This is a genomic window from uncultured Paenalcaligenes sp. (genome assembly GCF_947630565.1).
Lineage (GTDB): Bacteria > Pseudomonadota > Gammaproteobacteria > Burkholderiales > Burkholderiaceae_B > Paenalcaligenes > Paenalcaligenes faecalis.
Window position 1 is genome coordinate 1 of sequence record NZ_CANRIC010000047.1, and the last position, 18,045, is coordinate 18,045.

Sequence of the window (18,045 nt, forward strand, 5' to 3'; positions counted from 1 at the left end):
CGTTTAGCAGGGCTGGCAATACGCCAGTTTTTAAAGAGAGGGGCATATTCACAATCACGTAAGAAATGCTGTAGACGTAAGCCTAAATAACGTTTGGCTTGCTGCTGCAGCCAGCTGTGACAGAGATCTTGGATGCGCTGACTATCTGCCGTGATGTCTAAATGCAGGCAGAGTCGATCAGAATCAAGAGGTGAGTTCGGATCACCACTAAAAACAAGCTGATTAAGTAATGGATTAAGTTGCAGCTGAATCGATACACCTAGAAAGGGTAGTTTTCCGCCATTTTGCCAAATGGTGTGGCTCATGGCTTGTTGCTCTAGGCGTTGGGCACGTTCTGTTAGCTTAGAGAGAATCCAGTCTGCTTTTTTATCTAGAGCCTGTTGGATTTGCTCTGAGCTAGCCCAAAGAGGGGCAGTTATGACTAAGCCCTCGTCACTAATACGTAAACCAATACTTTTACGTTTAGAGCGTTTCAGCATAAAACCAATCGTTTGATGCTGAATCGTACGTTGCTGCCACAATGTGTTTGGTGGCAGTTTGGCAGGTTTAAGCAGCTGGATTGTTGTCATAGCGCTCGGGGTTTAGGCGCCGAGCTTCGGTTTCAACCCATTTTTCGACCTCACGAGTGACCTCGGCGGCAGTGCGACCATCTGTTTCTATCAGTGGGCCGATGGACACGGTGATGAGACCTGGTTTTTTAATAAAAGCATTCCGAGGCCAACACTCACCCGCATTATGTGCAATAGGAATGACAGGAACTTGGCACCGAGTTGCTAATACCGCACCGCCTTGTTTGTAGCGAATACTGTCACCAGGGGCAACTCGTGTCCCTTCGGGGAAAAGCAAGGGCCAGCGGCCTTCGTTTAAACGCTGTTGACCGATTTTCACGACTTGTTCAAACGCATCCCTACGATTAGCGCGATCAATAGGAATCATATTCAATAAGGCCAAACCCCAGCCAAAAAAAGGAATTCGGTTTAATTCGCGTTTATAGACAAAGCAGACATTACGCGGTAGGTAGAAATTAAAGAACATGGTTTCCCAAGCCGACTGGTGTTTGGATAACACCACGGCAGGCTTATCAGGTAGGTTTTCTTTGCCAATGACTTGCCAGCGTATACCTAAAATAACCTTGGCTCCCCAGATAGCTAAGCGTGGCCAACCAGAGGTTAAACGATAGCGCCACCTGATGGGCAACGGAGACCACAGCATACAGGCCAAGGCATACGGAATGACCGTGACAATAAGAAAAATTTGATAAATAACCGCGCGTAAATACAGCATTAGTGATGAATGAGCCAATAATCGACTACCGCAGCTAAATCTGCATGGATGGTCGTGCCCGCGGGCAAGGGTTGTTGTTGAGTTTTACTGCCATTACCGGTAAGAACCAACGCCGTTGCACAGCCCGCCTGTTGAGCCGCGAGTAGATCTCGTAACGAATCACCCACAGAAACCGTCTGATTAAGCGGCAGATCAAAACGATGCCCAATATCAATAAATAAGCCGGGTAACGGTTTTCTGCAGTGACAGGCATCATCGGGACCATGAGGGCAAATAAAAATAGCATCAATATGCCCCCCCACAGCCGCTAGCTGTTGCCGCATTTTTGCATGAATGGCATTGAGCGTATCCATGTCAAAGAGCCCACGGGCTAAGCCTGATTGATTGGTGGCCACAACCACTCGCCAACCGGCCTGATTGAGGCGTGCAATCGCCTCTAGGCTGCCGGGTAAGGCAACCCATTCTTCGGGGCTTTTGACAAAGGCGCTGGAGTCATAGTTAATGACTCCATCACGATCTAAAATAGCGGTTTTCACTAAGCTAGTAACGATAAGTCAGCCACCTGGTTCATGGATTGATGTAACTGCTGTAATAACGCAAGACGGTTATTACGTACAGCTAAATCATCAGCCATCACCATGACATCATTAAAAAAGTGATCAACGGGTTCTTTGGCGGCAGCTAGCGTAGCTAAAGAACCACTGAAATCACCTTGATCAAACTGCTGCTGTGCAACAGGAGCTAATGTGTCAATCGTAGAGGCCAACTCTTTTTCTGCTGGCTCAATAAATAAGGACGGGTTTAATGCCGCAATTGCATCGGTATTGCGCTGTAAGAGATTGCTAATACGTTTATTTGCCGCTGCTAAGCTTTCGGCCTCGGGACGTTGAGCAAAATCCACACACGCCGCAATGCGCGCACTGACTTGCTGTAGCGGAGGTTGTAAGGACAAGACGGCTTCAACCACCTTACGATCATAGGACTGAACTAACTGATTACGGTATCGTTCGTAAATGAAACTCATTACCTCATCAATCACGTTTTCGGCTAAAACGCCTTGTTCAAATCCAGCAGCAGAGAAAATCAGTAAATTACGTAGATCTAACGGGTGCTCGGACAGATAGCCGCCTTTGTTCAATTGCTCAAAGGCACTGATCAGTCCTAAGGCTGCACGACGCAAGGCATAAGGATCTCGTTCGCCAGTAGGCGCCAACCCAATGCCCCAAATACCGACTAGGGTTTCAGCACGTTCGGCTAAGAATAAAATCGTAGCAATTAGGTTTTCTGCCTGAACGGGTGTATTGATACGGTGCTCGTACTGGTGGTGTAGGGCGTTCACGACCTGTGGGTTTTCGCCATCAGCTTGGGCATAATAAGCGCCCATCACACCTTGTAGCTCAGGGAACTCGCCGACCATCAAGGTATTTAGATCCGCTTTGGCTAATAGGGCCGCACGGTCTGCTAAAGAGGCATCTGCCCCTAGTTGCTCGGCGATATATACGGCAAGACGACGCAAACGCTCAACGCGCACACGCTGTGAACCGAGTTTGTTGTGATAAACGCTGTTTTCTAGGCTATCAACACGGTCAGCAAGGCTTTGCTTGCGATCGGTTTCAAAGAAGAAACGAGCATCCGCCAATCGCGGCAAAATAACGCGTTGATTACCCTCGATAATATGTGAGGGATCGCTGACGTGCATATTGCTTACAATTAAAAATTGATGTGTTAATGCATTGGTTTTTGGGTCAAACAACGGAAAGTAACGTTGATTCAAGCGCATCGTTAAAATCAAGCACTCGCTGGGGACCTCTAGGAAAACGGGATCAAATTCACCCATATAAACCGTGGGGTGTTCGACCAGAGCTGTGACCTCATCCAACAAAGCGGGGACTTCAGGATCTGAACCTAAGCTAGCATTCAGGCGTTCGCAAGCCGCATCAAGCTGTTGGCGAATGGCCTCGCGGCGTTTGTTATACGAAGGCACAACCCAGCCAGACTGTTCGAGCTGTTCGACGTAACTATCAGCAGAATCAATCGTGATTGGATCATCACACATAAAGCGATGACCTAGGGTTGTACGGCCAGATTGTAGACCTAAAGTTTGGGCGGCAAGCACCTCGTCGCCCCACAATACGATGAGGCCATGGGCTGGACGCACAAAACGCACACTGGTCACCCCGTCATTGAGCTGATAGCGCATGACTTTAGGGATGGGTAAATGGGTAACGGCGTACTCAATGGCCTCGTTGATGACCTCTGTTAATTTAGCGCCTGTGGCCATACCGTTGGCGTACAAGTAGTCTTGCTTACCATCTGATTTGGTTTCTAGGTCTGCCAGCGTTAAATGTCCTAGGCCTTTACCTTCGAGACGTTTTTTTAGCGGTGCGGCCATGTTGCCATCGGTATCTACCCCGACTTTAGCGGGCATAAGTTTTTCGCTAAAGGCTTGGTCTTCGGCTTGAGCTAAAACCTGATTGATATGAACAGCTAAACGACGTGGCGTAGCGTATTCGGTAATAACGGCCGCATCTGTAATCAGGTGACGATCACGCAAAACTTTGGTGATGCCCTCGGCAAAGGCCAAACCCATTTTTTCTAGGGCTTTGGGTGGCAGTTCTTCGGTTTGTAATTCGACTAATAGAGGGCGAGTAGACATGGTTTGTACAGACATTAGTGAGTCTCCTGTGCATCAGCGGGGAGCAACGGGAAACCGAGTTCTTCACGAGAGTTATAGTAGGCTTGGGCTACGCCACGAGCTAAATTACGGATACGACCAATATAAGCTGCACGCTCTGTGACGCTGATTGCACCACGGGCATCTAGCATATTAAAGGTATGGGCGGCTTTTAAGGTTTGTTCGTAGGCAGGCAGTGCTAAAGGAATCTCGATGAGTTTTTTAGCCTCTGTTTCGTGATTTGTAAAATGGGCAAACAGCATTTCAGTATTGGCGTGCTCAAAGTTATAGGTGGATTGCTCAACCTCGTTTTGATGGAACACATCACGGTAATAGATGGTTTTGCCACTGGCTGTTTTGGTCCAAACTAAATCATAGACACTTTCTACGCCTTGTAGGTACATCGCTAGGCGTTCTAGGCCGTAGGTGATTTCGCCCGTTGCAGGCACACAGTCTAGCCCCCCAACCTGTTGGAAGTAGGTAAATTGAGTGACCTCCATCCCGTTTAGCCAGACCTCCCAACCTAAACCCCAGGCTCCCAGTGTTGGATTTTCCCAGTCATCCTCTACAAAACGGATGTCATGAATTTTGGGATCAATACCGATGGCTTTCAGAGAGCCAATATATAAATCGACAATGTTTTCAGGTGCGGGTTTTAAGACGACCTGATACTGATAGTAGTGCTGCAAACGATTTGGGTTGTCACCATAACGACCATCCGTAGGGCGACGCGAAGGTTGCACATAGGCGGCTGTCCATGGCTCTGGGCCAATGGCGCGTAAAAAAGTTGCCGTATGTGAGGTACCTGCACCGACTTCCATATCGAAAGGTTGTAAAAGGGTACACCCCTGTTGGTCCCAGTAGTGAGAAAGCTGAAGAATTAATTGTTGAAAGGTAAGCATGTGCAATTAGGCCAAATAAACGTTATGCCGCAAAATAGGTTATTTTACCTTGTTGTGAGGGCTTATAGACGGCTTTGCGCTATTTTCCTGTTTGGCGGCATCAAAGTAACGGACAGAGTCCACCACAAAAGCCGATTAAATAGCAAAAAGATCGTATGATAACCACATCAAGAATAGCTCTATTGTATAGAAGCTAGTTCTGAAGTTCAGAAAATAACCCTTTCAAAGGAGTCACCATGACAGAGTTGGTAAAGGTAGACATTCAGGATCAGGTCCTCATTATTACGCTAAATCGTCCCGAGGCACGTAACGCAATTAATCACGAGACGGCATTGCAGTTAGCCGCAGCCTTGGATGAGCTAGATAACAATCCTGAAATAGTTGTTGGGATATTAACAGGTGCAAATAATACCTTTTGTTCTGGGATGGACTTAAAATCTTTTGCTAAGGACGGAAAACGTCCTTACGTGGGTGATCGCGGTTTTGCCGGTATTTGTGAACGTCCGCCACGTAAACCTCTCATTGCAGCCATAGAGGGCTATGCCCTCGCAGGTGGCTTAGAGATCGCCATGTCATGTGACATGATGATTGCCGCCGAAACCGCTAAGTTCGGTGTGCCAGAAACTAAACGTGGCATTGTGCCGGGGTCGGGTGGCTTACTACGTCTGCCAGCGCGTGTACCGTATGTGGTTGCAATGGAATTGGTATTAACGGGTGATATGTTTAGTGCTGAGCAGGCGGCAAATTGGGGGCTGATTAACCGTGTGGTTCCCGATGGTCAGGCCCTACAAGGCGCTTTGGATTTAGCCAGTCGCATTAAAGAAAATGGGCCTTTAGCAGTACAGACAGCGAAAAAAGTAATTGCTGAGTCCCGTGACTGGTCACAGCAACATATGTTTGATTTACAGCGTCCTCGTATTGACCATGTTTTTGTGTCGGCAGATGCCAAAGAGGGCGCAACGGCCTTTGCTGAAAAACGTAAACCCGTGTGGCAAGGCAAATAATTCTTTTTAACGGGCTTTGTTGTCAATACAAAGCCTTTTGTTTATTTTTTACAACACCATCATGAGTACAATAATTAAAGAAGACGACCTGATACAGTCTATTGCGGATGCAGTGCAATTTATTAGTTACTACCATCCTGCTGACTATATTGAGCATTTAGCCCGTGCCTATGACCGAGAGCAAAGCCCAGCCGCTAAGGACGCGATTGCTCAGATCCTAACTAACTCAAAAATGTCAGCCGAAGGCCATCGTCCTATCTGTCAGGATACAGGCGTAGTGAATGTGTTTTTGAAAGTGGGCATGAATGTACGGTTTGACACCGCTCGCTCATTACAAGAGGTCTGTGACGAAGGCGTACGCCAAGGCTACACCAACGCAGACAACCCGTTGCGTGCCTCTGTATTAAACGACCCTATTTTTGAACGTAAAAACACCCGTGATAATACCCCCTGTATTGTCAACGTCGAACTCGTACCTGGCGATAAGGTCGAGGTTGGCGTAGCAGCTAAAGGCGGTGGCTCAGAAAACAAAAGTCGCTTTGCGATGTTGAACCCCAGCGAATCCATTGTGGATTGGGTGCTAGAGCAAATTCCTCAGATGGGTGCGGGCTGGTGTCCTCCAGGGATGCTTGGGATTGGGGTTGGTGGTACAGCCGAAAAAGCCATGTTGATGGCGAAAGAATCCTTAATGGAAGACATCGACATGTTTGATTTACTCAAGCGTGGCCCTCAGAACAAAATCGAGGAATTACGTATTGAGCTATACGAAAAGGTCAACGCACTAGGGATTGGGGCTCAAGGCCTAGGTGGTCTGACTACGGTGCTGGATGTCAAAATCAATACCTTCCCAACGCATGCCGCCTCCAAACCTATCGCCATGATTCCAAACTGTGCCGCAACACGCCACGCCCATTTTGTTTTAGATGGCTCTGGCCCCGCTAAATTAACCGCACCGTCAATGGATGTATGGCCAGATGTGGCTTGGGCGCCAGACTACAACAAGTCCAAAGCCGTTAATTTAGACACCTTGACCGCCGAAGAGGTTGCTAGCTGGAAACCCGGTGAAACCCTATTGCTCTCTGGAAAAATGCTAACAGGTCGTGATGCAGCGCATAAACGTATTCAAACCATGTTAGCGGCAGGTGAATCTTTACCGGTAGATTTTACAAACCGCGTTATTTACTACGTAGGTCCAGTAGATCCAGTGGGTGAAGAGGCCGTTGGTCCAGCAGGCCCAACTACCGCAACGCGTATGGATAGCTTTACAGAGATGATGTTGTCTCAGACGGGCTTGATCTCTATGATTGGTAAAGCAGAGCGTGGTCCTAAAGCCATTGATGCCATCAAAAAACATAAATCTGCTTATTTGATGGCAGTAGGTGGTGCGGCGTACTTAGTTTCCAAAGCCATTAAGACGGCAAAGGTGGTCGGTTTTGAAGATCTAGGTATGGAAGCCATTTATGAGTTTGAGGTACAGGACATGCCGGTAACGGTTGCCGTGGATTCTTCCGGAGAGTCCGTACATAAAACAGGCCCTGCCCATTGGCAACAAATGATTAAAAATATCCCTGTGGTATCGGCTTAATCAGTTGTTAATTAAAAAAGAGCGCCTCTATGATTTACATAGAGGCGCTCTTTTTATGCGGACGACTAGTAGCTTAATACATGTGTTGGCCACCATTCATGGGCAAATTAGCCCCAGTGACTAGACCGGCTAAATCACTGCATAAAAACACCACCCCAGCAGCAATTTCTTCGGGCTGACCTAAACGACCGATGGGGATTTCCGGGATGACTTTAGACTCTAAAACATCCTGTGGCACTTGGCGCACCATAGGACTATCTAGATAACCAGGAGAAATGGCGTTCACTGTGACACCTTTACGGGCGACCTCTAAAGCTAGTGCTTTGGTAAAACCGTAAATACCAGATTTAGTCGCTGAGTAATTAGTTTGACCAAAAGCCCCTTTGCTGCCATTGACTGATGAAATATTGATGATTCGACCCCAACCGCGCTCAGTCATGCCATCAATGACCGGCTTAGTCATATTGAACATGGAGTTCAAGTTGGTACGAATGACGCTGTCCCACTGCTCAAAATCCATACGACGCAACGTTGCATCACGCGTAATCCCAGCGCAGTTCACTAAAATATCAATCGAGTGACCATCGTTGTGAATACGCTCAATGCCTTGTTGGCTGGATAGATTGTCAGACACATCAATGGCATAGGCAGTGAAGTCATAGCCATCTTGTTGTTGCTCTGTTAGCCATTGTTGGGCCTGAGCAGACAGCTCGGTTTGGCCTACAGGCGCATAATCAGAAATAAGCACGTGATGACCCGCATCATGCAGGGCGCGAGCAATGGCGGTGCCTAAAGCTCCTGTACCACCAGTGATTAAAGCAGTGCGTTTAACGCTCATGTAAGGCTCCTAATACAAGTAAGAAAAGCATGCTACTCCTGATCCAATGGGCTGATAGCTTGATCGGAACAGGCTGCAAGTAGTTGTTGTAGGGTCCCCTGCGCTAATACTAATTTAGGTTGTAGTTCAGCTAAGGGGTGCAACACAAAGGCCCGTAAATGCATACGGGGATGGGGCACGATCAATTCATCCGTCTGAATGGTTTGATCACCATAAAGCAATAAGTCTAAATCTAAAGTACGGGGCGCGTTCGTGTAACTACGTTCGCGCCCATGAGTATTCTCAATGGCGAATAAGGCGTGTAAGAGATCAAGAGGAGCTAATGCCGTTTTGATCTGAGCCACGGCATTGATATAGTCTGGGCCATCGGCCTCTACAGGAGCTGTACGATAAAAGCCAGATACACATACCTCGGAGGTCTGAGGCAGTTGATGCAGCGCCTCGCAAGCCTCTAAGAGTGTGCCAATGGGATCACCTAAATTAGCACCTAAGGCCACATAGGCAATGACCGGCTTAGTTGAATTAGTCATTGCTGGCTTGGCTCCTGGCGTTAGAACGTTGCGGACGACGGGTTCGACGACGAGGACGTTTTCCAGTGCCTGTCCGTGATGGTGGCGATCTATCTGTAATTAATGATGCGCGTTGATCGGAGTCCGCATTGGCTAAATCCATCCACCATTGCGCGTCAATACTATCCACCTCTTTAACGGCAGCACGTAATTGTAAAAAGTCTACCGCAGCACGAAAGCGTGGCTGTTCCATCATGCGCCAAATAGCGCGGTTATTGACACGCTCAAAACGCGTTTGAGTGAACCAGATTTCCCGCATATCAGACTGAAAGCGCTTTTGGATAGGCATCGCGCGACCTTGAATGCTTAAGGCATCATCGCTAGCAGAGGCGATAGCTTGAGCAGGAGGCTGTCCTTGCTTTTGATAGGCCTGCCATTTTTGGCGTACTGTTGGCCATAATAAAGAGGCAAAAAGAAAACTGGGGCTTACGGTTTTTCCGGTACGGACTCGGCTATCAGTACGAGCTAAAGCACTGTCCACAAAGTCCAGATCATCACTGTTTTTTAACAAATCATCCATTAATGGAAATAGATGGTGATGTAGCCCTTCGGCATGAATCAGCTTTAAGCAAGTTAAGGCATTACCACAGCTTAGTAGCTTAATACTTTCATCAAATAACCGTGACTCAGGGACGTTTTCAATTAAGTCAGCCAGTTTAGCCAATGGCGCATGCGTCTCTGGATCAATGGTGGCATCTAATTTAGCGGCAAAGCGCATCGCACGTAGCATGCGAACCGGATCTTCACGGTAACGTGTTTCAGCATCACCAATAATACGAACCACACGGTTTTTTAGATCTTCGACCCCGTTATGGTAATCAATCACGGTTTCGGTTGTTGGGTCGTAGTACAAGGCATTTAGCGTAAAGTCGCGCCGACGCGCATCGTCCTTTAGCTCACCATAATCGTTATCACGTAAAATGCGGCCGTGTACATCGGTCTGTTCATCCCCTTTGCCATCGGCCCTAAAGGTAGAGGTCTCGATGGTTTCATAGCCAAATACAACATGAACTAATTTAAAACGACGACCAATAATACGGGCTCGTCTAAATAGCGGGCGAATTTGTTCGGGTGTGGCATTGGTTGCCACGTCAAAGTCTTTGGGCTCTAAACCGACGATTAAATCACGTACTGCCCCCCCCACGATATAGGCCTCAAAACCATGGTGCTGTAATACCTCGCACACCTTAATGGCATGACGAGACACCAGACGCCGATCAATACGGTGCTGGTCTACTGCAAAACGCTGAGGCCCCGTAGGGCGTGGCGGGGTACTGGTAAACAGACGAGAGACAAAGTTTTTTATTGTTTGTTTTAGCATGCGCTGAATTAGGATTTGGCGTCTAATAGGTCATCGAATAAATCAATGATTTGCCAGTTACGCTCTTGGGCAATTTGACGTAAACGGTCGCTTGGGTTGGTGGCGACCGGATCTGAAACCACCTCCATCAGAGGCAGATCGTTAGGAGAATCACTATAAAACCAGACTTTTTCAAATAGGTCTCGTTTTAGACCCAATTCGTGTAGCCATTGATCGACACGGGTTATTTTACCGGCTTGGAATGAGGGCACACCATAAATCCGACCAGTAAAAATGCCTTCCTCGAACTCAGGAATCGTAGCAATTAGATGCTTAAACCCAAAGGCTTTTGCAATAGGAGAGGTCACGAACTCGTTAGTTGCCGTCACAATGGCACATAAATCGCCTTGAGCAAGATGTTTATTTACGAGCTCTTGGGCTTGAGGCAAAATAGCTGGAAAAATAACCTCTTCCATAAAGGCCTCTTGCCACTGCATTAAGGTTTCACGCGGCTGATTAGCAATCAGGCCCAACATGAATTCGGCGGACTCTTCGGCACTTAAATTGCCTGCGTTGTATCGATCCATTAGCTCTTCGTTAAGACGTTGGGCCTCGATGGGATCACCCACCCGGCCTGTACGAGCCAAAAAATCAGCCCATTGATAATCACTATCTAAGGGCAATAACGTATGATCTAAATCGAACAGAGCAAGGTTTTGTGGGGAAATCATGAGGACTCACAAAGCAAGAGCCAAGCGGCTTAGAGGATAAAAAATAGAAAGGCCAACGGCACAAAATACGACCTATAGTAATGCTAATTATACAAAGCAACGACTATTACGGTGTTAAAAGCTGCACAGATCGATAATACACACTAAAATAGAGGCGTTTTGGCTACGGCAAGAACCATAGCTGCGGTACAATTTGTACGTTTAGTAATTTTACCTATCCCACGGCGTTATTCATGACAAACAATCAATCCGTATCTTTGACCTACCGCGATGCAGGGGTCGATATTGAGGCAGGGGACGAACTCGTCTCTCGCATTAAACCCTTGGCGGCGCGCACAATGCGTCCTGGCGTATTAGCTGGTCTAGGCGGTTTCGGAGCCATGTTCGAGCTCCCCAAAGATCTTAAAGAGCCTGTTTTAGTATCAGGTACAGACGGGGTAGGCACTAAATTACGCTTAGCCTTTGAATGGCAACGTCACAATACCGTTGGTATTGACTTAGTTGCCATGAGCGTCAATGATATTTTGGTCCAAGGCGCAGAGCCCTTATATTTCTTAGACTATTTTGCGTGTGGCAAATTGGACTTAGACACGGCTACGGATGTGGTGGCCGGTATTGCCAAAGGCTGTGAACTATCTGGCTGTGCCTTAATTGGTGGTGAAACCGCCGAAATGCCAGGCATGTACCCAGATGGTGAATATGATTTGGCTGGCTTTGCGGTTGGTGCTGTAGAGAAATCTAAAATCATTACCGGCGAGACCATTGCCGAAGGTGATGTGATTCTTGGTTTGGCCTCCAGTGGTGCCCACTCCAATGGATATTCACTCATTCGCAAAATTTTAAAACACGCAAATGTTCGTCCTACGGATGAATTAGACGGTCAACCTTTTGTTGATGTCGTGATGGCTCCAACGCGTTTATACGTAAAACCTGTCTTAGCTGTACTTAAAGAGTTTGGCGAGTCCATCAAAGGTTTAGTACACGTAACAGGTGGTGGCTTATTAGAAAACATTCCGCGTATTTTGCCTAAAAACACAGCCGCTCATATTGGCCGTGATTCATGGACTATGCCAGTACTATTCCAGTGGTTACAGGAAAACGGCGGCGTAGAGGACGAGGAAATGTGGCGCGTGTTTAACTGTGGTATTGGTATGATTGTGATTGTGCCTGCAGATCAAGCCGCAGCCATTCAGGCGGCCTTTACGGCTCAGGGCGAGACCGTTTATCAGTTGGGTCAGGTGGTGAATCGCACAGAGGACGAAGCCTCTGTGGTTATTGCTTAATAACAACTGAACCATATAAAAATCGCGGATTGATTCCGCGATTTTTTTTATTCCCAATGGCGTGCAACCTCATCGACCACACGATCAGCACGTGCTTCATCCATACAGTCTAAGGCGATCCGCTCAGGCATAGAGCGCAACCAGGTCATCTGTCGTTTTGCTAACTGCCTAGTCGCAATAATGGCTTTTTCGATGGCCTCATCTAGACTGATTTCTCCGGCTAAATGCTCCCATATTTGTCTATAACCTACACTGCGGATTGAGGGGAGTCCAATGTGTAAATCGTCTCGGGCGTACAAGGCTTCTACTTCGGATAATAGACCCAGTTCCAGCATTTGATGATATCGCTGTGCGATACGGGGACTGAGTAACTGTCGCTCTGTAGGCTCTAGGCTAATCGTGCAGTAGGGGCGATCTGTGATGGGTTTAGGGGGCGCATCGCGTAACCAGGCAGACATGGTTTTGCCGCTTACACGATAGATTTCAAGAGCTCGCTGTACACGCTGACTATCATTTGGGGCTAGACGTGCTGCTGAATCAGGGTCAATGAGCGCTAACTCGGCATGTAAAGCGGGCCAGCCTTTTTGTTCTGCCTCTACGTCTAATTGAGCTCGAATTTCGGCAGTTGCCTCTGGCATATTGCTCAGCCCATCACGTAAGGCTTTGTAGTACAACAAGGTTCCGCCACATAACAAAGCATGTTTACCACGGGCCTGAATAGACTGAATTAATGCTTCGGTATCATGCACAAAGCTAGCCGCCGAATAGCTATCGGCGGGGTCCCGAATATCAAGTAAATGATGCTTAACAGCGGCTTGCTCTGCCGCAGTAGGTTTCGCCGTGCCAATATCCATACCGGTATAAATAGTGGCGGAATCCATCACAATAATTTCCACATCCCAACGCTGGGCAATGGCATGAGTAGAAAGGCTTTTTCCGGCTGCGGTAGGGCCAGTTAAACAAATAACAGTAGGGGATGGCATTGAGTTATTGGCCTCGTAAAAACAGCTTATCCAGATCGTTCATGCTCCAGTAAAACCACGTTGGACGTCCGTGATTACACAGATCAGCCCGTTCAGTTTGTTCCATAGCGCGTAATAAAGCGTTCATTTCAGTAATGGTTAATTGGCGATTAGCTCGAACGGAGCTATGACACGCCATGGTAGAAAGTAATTCATTGCGTTGTGCCTCTAACCGATTTGAACCACCAATACGACTTAAATCGGCCAGTACACTGCGGCCAAGCGCCTCAATGTCACCGTGAGCCAATAAGGCCGGAACCGCTCGAACGGCAATAGAGGTAGGCCCAGTAGGGCGCATGACTAACCCTAAGTTTTCTAATTGTTCTTGATGTTCTTCGACTAAGGCGGTTTCGGTTTGGCTACAGTTAAATACAACAGGCACTAATAGCTCTTGCATTGGCAGCTCATGCATATCCATGGCTGTTTTTAGTTTTTCGTAGACAACACGCTCGTGTGCTGCATGCATATCGACCAGAATCAGCCCGTTTTTGACTTGCGATAAGATATAGACGCCATGCAACTGAGCTAAGGCCAGGCCCATCGGTAAATCACGTGCCGCCTCATGAACGAGGGTAGAAAGAGGCGTCGTAGTAGTGTCAGGCGTCCTAACAGGTGGGGCAGATGATGGTGCTGCTGCAGTAGACGTTTGAGTCTTAATCGGGGCATAAAAACCTTGCCACTGCTCTGGGGTGGGCACGGTACGTGCCGTAGGCGCACTGTCGTGTAGATCGAATCGCTGTTGATGTCGCGGTACTACATACGTGGACTCTGAATGTTGATAACCCGCCGTCCCAGCGCTAGAGTTAGGCTCAAGAGAATCAGAGGTATCAGCAGCTGTTGCTTCAGAGCGAGTAGAGGGAGTCTGCTGAATGCGTTCTGCTTGGTTTTCAGCCAAAGCCTCTTTAAGACTTTTATTGATAAAAGCAAAAACCGCGCCGGAGTCCCGGAAGCGAACTTCATGTTTGGCTGGGTGTACGTTGACGTCCACACTATTGGGGTCAATCGATAAATACAACACATAGGCGGGTTTGCGGTCACCATGCAGTACATCTTTATAGGCGGCTTGAATTGCCGCCGTCATAACGCGGTCACGTACAAAGCGACCATTAACGAAAGTAAAGGTTTGGTCTGTGCGTGACTTAGCAAAAGCCGGTCGAATGAGTAAACCTTCTACGCGGATTAGATCGTGAGAGGACTCTACGGCAACACATTGTTCGACGAACTCAGCACCTAAAACCTGTACAATCCGGTCTTGAATGGTTCCGGCTGGCCAATGACGACTGGCTTTATTATTATGAAAAACTCTAAAGCCGACCTCTGGGTATGCAAGCGCAATGCGCTCCGCCGCTGTGATGCAGTGCCCAAATTCGGTACCTTCGGTGCGTAAAAACTTACGACGAGCAGGAATATGATCAAAAATCTGTCGTACATCAACGGTTGTACCTCTGGAGCCAGAGCTAGGCTGTGGTTCATCCTGACCTGCAAATAATTCCCAGGCGTGTTCGTCTTGCTCTGTACGTGAGCGTAGACTTAACGTAGAAACCGAGGCGATAGAGGGCAGGGCTTCACCCCTAAAACCCATTGATGCAACGGACTCTAACTCGGTTAAAGACCGAATTTTACTGGTGGCATGCTGAGTCAGGGCCAATGCTAGCTCGTTTTTCATGATGCCAGAGCCATCATCCGTCACAGCAACACGTCGAATACCGCCACCATCTAGACGGATCTCAATGTTTTTAGCACCCGCGTCTAAGGCATTTTCTAAGAGTTCTTTAAGTACAGAGGCGGGACGCTCGATGACCTCGCCAGCGGCAATTTGGCTAACGAGAACGGAAGGCAAGGGTTCAATAGCACGATAAGCAGTCATAATTTCACTTGTTTAGATCTAGTCACCATTGTAGTCCATGCATTGTGGCTCTTTCAGCGTAAAATGCCTGTTGGATGACAAACACACTTTGTTGATGGACAGATTTTTTAAAGGGTTAGCATGCCAGAAATTTTAACTATGTTACTGCATATTGATCAGTACCTAGGTCTTTGGGTAGAACAATATGGGGCATGGATATATGTCATTTTATTTCTTATTATTTTTGGTGAAACCGGCTTAGTCGTCTTGCCTTTTTTACCAGGTGATTCGCTCTTGTTTATTGCGGGTGCTTTTGGGGCCTCCGGGTTGTTGAATCCCGTGTTTTTAGGTGTGTTGCTATTTGTAGCGGCTATATTAGGTAATACGGTGAATTATTACGTAGGACGCTACATTGGACCTAAAGTCTTTAGCACCGAGTCTCGATTTTTGGATAAACGGGCCTTATTAAAGACGCAGGAGTTTTATGCTAAACACGGTGGTAAAACGGTTGTATTATCTCGCTTTTTACCGGTGTTCAGAACTTTTGCACCCTTTGTTGCTGGGGTAGGGAATATGCCTGCCGCGCTGTTTCAGTTTTATAACGTAGTCGGGGCGGGGCTTTGGATTTTTGGGCTGATTACCTTGGGGTATTTCTTTGGTAATGTACCCATTATTAAAGAACACCTCAGTACCATCGTTTTGTTAGGGGTCAGTGCCGCTGCCGTACCTGTGGTGGGTGGCGTGCTATGGCGACTGATTCAAACCAGAAAAGCCAAATAAGAAAAAAAGCACCCGTTGAAAAGGGTGCTTTTTGATTTAGCCGTGCTGCGCTAAGGCGGCCCCTGATTTGAAATAATCCTGAATGCCACTGAGCATGGCTCTGGCTAGTTTGTCTTGGTGGCTACCACTACGCAGTAACTGTTCCTCGGTGGGATTACTAATAAACGCAGTCTCAATCAAAATAGAGGGGATATCAGGGGCTTTTAATACCGCAAACCCCGCCCGCTCGACTTGGCGTTTGTGCAGGCGATTGATTTTTCCGATCTCGGAAAGAATCCCTGTACCCATACGAACCGAATCATTAATCTGAGCTGCAGTGGATAGGTCTAATAGCACCTGCGCCACCTGCTTATTATGCGTGCCTATATTGATACCACCGACCAAGTCAGCATCGTTTTCTTTTTTGGCTAGCCAACTCGCGGCTGTACTGGTGGCTCCTGTTTGGGATAGGGCATACACCGACGAACCTCTTGCGCTGGGTTTAATCCATGCATCCGCATGAATAGAAATAAAGAGATCGGCCTTAACCCGACGGGCTTTTTGTACTCGTACCCCTAATGGCACAAAAAAATCCTTGTCCCGAGTCAGGTACGCCCGCATATTAGGTTGAGCATCAATTAGCCGTTTTAAACGTTGTGCAATTTGCAGCACCACGTCTTTTTCTCGAGTCCCATTTGGGCCAATCGCGCCAGGGTCCTCGCCGCCATGACCGGGATCTAAGGCAATTAAAATAGGGCGATTAGCGGCTGTTGGCGCAACCTGAGGCAATGCCGCAGGGGGAGGCGTAGCTGCAACCACTGGGGGCGCAGCCTGACCCGTTACCGTTGGAACTGGCACAGAAGGCTGAGACTGGGCTAATTGTTCAAGCACAGAGGCTAATGGATCTGAATCATCCGCATTCTGTAAGGCTAAAAGTGGATCACGAGCTACACGTGGGTACAGGTCAATAACCAGACGGTATTTGTATTCGCCAATGGGTTTTAGCGTAAACACCTGCGGCGCAATCGGTTGTTTTAGATCCAAGACCAAACGAACCACATCGGGTTTAAACTGTCCCACGCGCACATTGCTGATGTAGGGGTCGTTGGGACGGATTTTAGAAACCAAGTCCTGCAGGGTGGAATTAATCGTGATGCCATTTAGATCAATCACCATGCGGTGGGGATTGTCTAAGGTAAAATGTTCAGACGTGAGCTCTCGGTCTAGTTCTAAGGTGACACGAGTGTATTCATCTGCAGGCCAAGTTCGTACTGCGACGATGCTGTTTGCGTTGGCAATACGAGGAACAATAGAAAACACCAACAACGTTGTCGCCGAAGCCACAAAACGACGTCGGTTTGGGCGCACCCCGCCCGCATCTAGTTGTTCTGTGTGAGTGTTTTTAGCCATGACTGTCCTTTTGTACTGTGGGCTGTAATAGAGAGTAGACGCCCCTCATCCTGATAGTGAAAATGCAAATTTAAGTCCGGCGGGGGTAATAGGCCCCCTGCTTTTTCGGGCCATTCAATAAGCACTACAGCGTTCTCTTCTAGAATATCACGAAAACCAGCCTCTACCCATTCACGAGGATTATTAAAGCGATAAAAATCAAGGTGATACAGGTTTAAGTTAGAAACTGCATAGCTTTCTAATAAGGCGTAGCTTGGGCTTTTGATGCGTCCTGTAACACCTAAAGCACGTAGAAAGGCACGTGTAAATGCAGTTTTTCCGGCACCTAGATCCCCCTCTAGGTACAGATGTACTTTGGAATCAATAGGTTGAACTGCCTGAGAGAGCAGCTGAGCTATTCTTATAGTAGCGTCTTCGTCAGGTAAAAAAAGGTCATAAGCCGCTAAAAGGGGCGTAGATGAGGACATAAGCGTTAATTTGTGTAAAAGTCAGGACTAAACAACAAACCCAAAATGAGCTAGGGTAAAAAAATCTTATTTTGCATTGCAGTTAATTGTACTTTGTCTCTATAATTTTAGGTTGCTTGGCCCCATAGTTAAATGGATATAATAGTCCCCTCCTAAGGGATAGTTGCAGGTTCGATTCCTGCTGGGGCCGCCATAGGTTCAGATAATGGCAAATAAAAAACCCACAATGATTTTTTGTGGGTTTTTTTTGTGGTACTGAATTTTTTATCAGATTACGTCGAAAACCTCTTCTTTAGGTGGAGGATGTAAGACGTTGCCGCAAAACGCGGCAAGATATATTTAATCAGCACGTGCGCCACAAGCAGTTTTTA

The 18,045-nt window shown here is 47.5% G+C and carries 17 protein-coding genes and 1 tRNA gene; 5 read left to right on the forward strand and 13 right to left on the reverse strand.

Annotated features, from left to right (window positions below; genetic code table 11):
• The 5 genes from Q0Z62_RS08825 to glyQ all read right to left on the reverse strand — a co-directional run.
• A partial coding sequence (locus Q0Z62_RS08825; RefSeq protein WP_298053521.1) for a YgjP-like metallopeptidase domain-containing protein occupies positions 1-569 on the reverse strand: 569 nt, incomplete at its 3' end.
• Positions 547-1,284 (reverse strand): 1-acyl-sn-glycerol-3-phosphate acyltransferase, encoded by a 738-nt coding sequence (locus Q0Z62_RS08830; protein ID WP_298053525.1) that lies wholly within the window; start codon positions 1,282-1,284, stop codon positions 547-549. The genes Q0Z62_RS08825 and Q0Z62_RS08830, both read right to left, overlap by 23 nt.
• A complete protein-coding gene (gene gmhB / locus Q0Z62_RS08835; protein ID WP_269900369.1) occupies positions 1,284-1,820 on the reverse strand; it encodes a D-glycero-beta-D-manno-heptose 1,7-bisphosphate 7-phosphatase in 537 nt (178 codons plus the stop codon). Before gmhB ends, Q0Z62_RS08830 begins: the two co-directional genes overlap by 1 nt.
• A complete protein-coding gene (glyS, locus tag Q0Z62_RS08840; RefSeq protein WP_298053530.1) occupies positions 1,820-3,955 on the reverse strand; it encodes a glycine--tRNA ligase subunit beta in 2,136 nt (711 codons plus the stop codon). Before glyS ends, gmhB begins: the two co-directional genes overlap by 1 nt.
• On the reverse strand, positions 3,955-4,860 hold the full coding sequence (gene glyQ / locus Q0Z62_RS08845) for a glycine--tRNA ligase subunit alpha (protein ID WP_269900367.1): 906 nt from the start codon (positions 4,858-4,860) through the stop codon (positions 3,955-3,957). Before glyQ ends, glyS begins: the two co-directional genes overlap by 1 nt.
• Before the next feature lie 236 nt (positions 4,861-5,096).
• Here glyQ and Q0Z62_RS08850 point away from each other — a divergent pair, with 236 nt between their 5' ends.
• Both Q0Z62_RS08850 and Q0Z62_RS08855 read left to right on the forward strand, forming a co-directional pair.
• Positions 5,097-5,864 (forward strand): crotonase/enoyl-CoA hydratase family protein, encoded by a 768-nt coding sequence (locus Q0Z62_RS08850; protein ID WP_269900366.1) that lies wholly within the window; start codon positions 5,097-5,099, stop codon positions 5,862-5,864.
• A 61-nt stretch (positions 5,865-5,925) separates the two neighbouring features.
• On the forward strand, positions 5,926-7,449 hold the full coding sequence (locus Q0Z62_RS08855) for a fumarate hydratase (RefSeq protein WP_269900365.1): 1,524 nt from the start codon (positions 5,926-5,928) through the stop codon (positions 7,447-7,449).
• Positions 7,450-7,522: 73 nt separating this feature from the next.
• Here Q0Z62_RS08855 and phbB read toward each other — a convergent pair whose 3' ends face one another.
• Genes phbB through Q0Z62_RS08875 form a run of 4 tightly spaced genes read right to left on the reverse strand, consistent with a single transcriptional unit; the run spans position 7,523 to position 10,884 of the window.
• Entirely contained in the window at positions 7,523-8,287 is a 765-nt protein-coding gene (gene phbB / locus Q0Z62_RS08860) for an acetoacetyl-CoA reductase (protein WP_298053535.1), read from the reverse strand.
• A gap of 32 nt (positions 8,288-8,319) precedes the next feature.
• Positions 8,320-8,817 carry a 2-amino-4-hydroxy-6-hydroxymethyldihydropteridine diphosphokinase gene (gene folK, locus Q0Z62_RS08865; protein ID WP_269900363.1) on the reverse strand — a complete coding sequence of 166 codons (498 nt, stop codon included), beginning with the start codon at positions 8,815-8,817 and terminating at the stop codon, positions 8,320-8,322.
• Positions 8,810-10,177, reverse strand: coding sequence for a polynucleotide adenylyltransferase PcnB (pcnB, locus tag Q0Z62_RS08870; protein ID WP_298053539.1), 1,368 nt, complete (start codon positions 10,175-10,177; stop codon positions 8,810-8,812). The genes folK and pcnB overlap by 8 nt, the downstream gene beginning before the upstream one ends.
• Positions 10,178-10,185: 8 nt before the next feature.
• Positions 10,186-10,884, reverse strand: coding sequence for an HAD family phosphatase (locus Q0Z62_RS08875; RefSeq protein WP_298053560.1), 699 nt, complete (start codon positions 10,882-10,884; stop codon positions 10,186-10,188).
• Between the two features lie 236 nt (positions 10,885-11,120).
• Here Q0Z62_RS08875 and purM point away from each other — a divergent pair, with 236 nt between their 5' ends.
• The gene (gene purM / locus Q0Z62_RS08880; protein ID WP_269900361.1) at positions 11,121-12,170 is read left to right on the forward strand and encodes a phosphoribosylformylglycinamidine cyclo-ligase; all 1,050 of its coding nucleotides are present in this window, start codon (positions 11,121-11,123) and stop codon (positions 12,168-12,170) included.
• Positions 12,171-12,217: 47 nt separating this feature from the next.
• Here purM and miaA read toward each other — a convergent pair whose 3' ends face one another.
• Positions 12,218-13,153, reverse strand: coding sequence for a tRNA (adenosine(37)-N6)-dimethylallyltransferase MiaA (gene miaA, locus Q0Z62_RS08885; protein ID WP_298053544.1), 936 nt, complete (start codon positions 13,151-13,153; stop codon positions 12,218-12,220).
• Positions 13,154-13,157: 4 nt separating this feature from the next.
• A complete protein-coding gene (gene mutL / locus Q0Z62_RS08890) occupies positions 13,158-15,059 on the reverse strand; it encodes a DNA mismatch repair endonuclease MutL (RefSeq protein ID WP_298053547.1) in 1,902 nt (633 codons plus the stop codon).
• 120 nt (positions 15,060-15,179) lie between these two features.
• Here mutL and Q0Z62_RS08895 point away from each other — a divergent pair, with 120 nt between their 5' ends.
• Positions 15,180-15,818, forward strand: a complete 639-nt coding sequence (locus tag Q0Z62_RS08895) for a VTT domain-containing protein (RefSeq protein ID WP_269900358.1) — start codon at positions 15,180-15,182, stop codon at positions 15,816-15,818.
• 36 nt (positions 15,819-15,854) lie between these two features.
• On the opposite strand, the gene Q0Z62_RS08900 is transcribed toward Q0Z62_RS08895, so the two are convergent.
• On the reverse strand, positions 15,855-17,207 hold the full coding sequence (locus Q0Z62_RS08900) for an N-acetylmuramoyl-L-alanine amidase (protein ID WP_269900357.1): 1,353 nt from the start codon (positions 17,205-17,207) through the stop codon (positions 15,855-15,857).
• A complete protein-coding gene (gene tsaE / locus Q0Z62_RS08905; RefSeq protein WP_298053555.1) occupies positions 17,177-17,674 on the reverse strand; it encodes a tRNA (adenosine(37)-N6)-threonylcarbamoyltransferase complex ATPase subunit type 1 TsaE in 498 nt (165 codons plus the stop codon). Before tsaE ends, Q0Z62_RS08900 begins: the two co-directional genes overlap by 31 nt.
• Before the next feature lie 118 nt (positions 17,675-17,792).
• Here tsaE and Q0Z62_RS08910 point away from each other — a divergent pair.
• A tRNA-Arg gene (locus tag Q0Z62_RS08910) sits at positions 17,793-17,867 on the forward strand.
• The last annotated feature ends 178 nt before the right edge of the window (positions 17,868-18,045 follow it).

Excerpts from the sequence above, each read along its gene's own strand:
- Q0Z62_RS08830 (WP_298053525.1), bottom strand. The coding sequence starts at position 1,284 with ATGCTGTATTTACGCGCGGTTATTTATCAAATTTTTCTTATTGTCACG.
- phbB (WP_298053535.1), bottom strand. The coding sequence starts at position 8,287 with ATGAGCGTTAAACGCACTGCTTTAATCACTGGTGGTACAGGAGCTTTA.
- tsaE (WP_298053555.1), bottom strand. The coding sequence starts at position 17,674 with ATGTCCTCATCTACGCCCCTTTTAGCGGCTTATGACCTTTTTTTACCT.
- pcnB (WP_298053539.1), bottom strand. The coding sequence starts at position 10,177 with ATGCTAAAACAAACAATAAAAAACTTTGTCTCTCGTCTGTTTACCAGT.
- mutL (WP_298053547.1), bottom strand. The coding sequence starts at position 15,059 with ATGACTGCTTATCGTGCTATTGAACCCTTGCCTTCCGTTCTCGTTAGC.
- Q0Z62_RS08900 (WP_269900357.1), bottom strand. The coding sequence starts at position 17,207 with ATGGCTAAAAACACTCACACAGAACAACTAGATGCGGGCGGGGTGCGC.
- miaA (WP_298053544.1), bottom strand. The coding sequence starts at position 13,153 with ATGCCATCCCCTACTGTTATTTGTTTAACTGGCCCTACCGCAGCCGGA.
- Q0Z62_RS08895 (WP_269900358.1), top strand. The coding sequence starts at position 15,180 with ATGCCAGAAATTTTAACTATGTTACTGCATATTGATCAGTACCTAGGT.
- purM (WP_269900361.1), top strand. The coding sequence starts at position 11,121 with ATGACAAACAATCAATCCGTATCTTTGACCTACCGCGATGCAGGGGTC.
- glyS (WP_298053530.1), bottom strand. The coding sequence starts at position 3,955 with ATGTCTGTACAAACCATGTCTACTCGCCCTCTATTAGTCGAATTACAA.
- Q0Z62_RS08855 (WP_269900365.1), top strand. The coding sequence starts at position 5,926 with ATGAGTACAATAATTAAAGAAGACGACCTGATACAGTCTATTGCGGAT.
- folK (WP_269900363.1), bottom strand. The coding sequence starts at position 8,817 with ATGACTAATTCAACTAAGCCGGTCATTGCCTATGTGGCCTTAGGTGCT.
- Q0Z62_RS08850 (WP_269900366.1), top strand. The coding sequence starts at position 5,097 with ATGACAGAGTTGGTAAAGGTAGACATTCAGGATCAGGTCCTCATTATT.
- glyQ (WP_269900367.1), bottom strand. The coding sequence starts at position 4,860 with ATGCTTACCTTTCAACAATTAATTCTTCAGCTTTCTCACTACTGGGAC.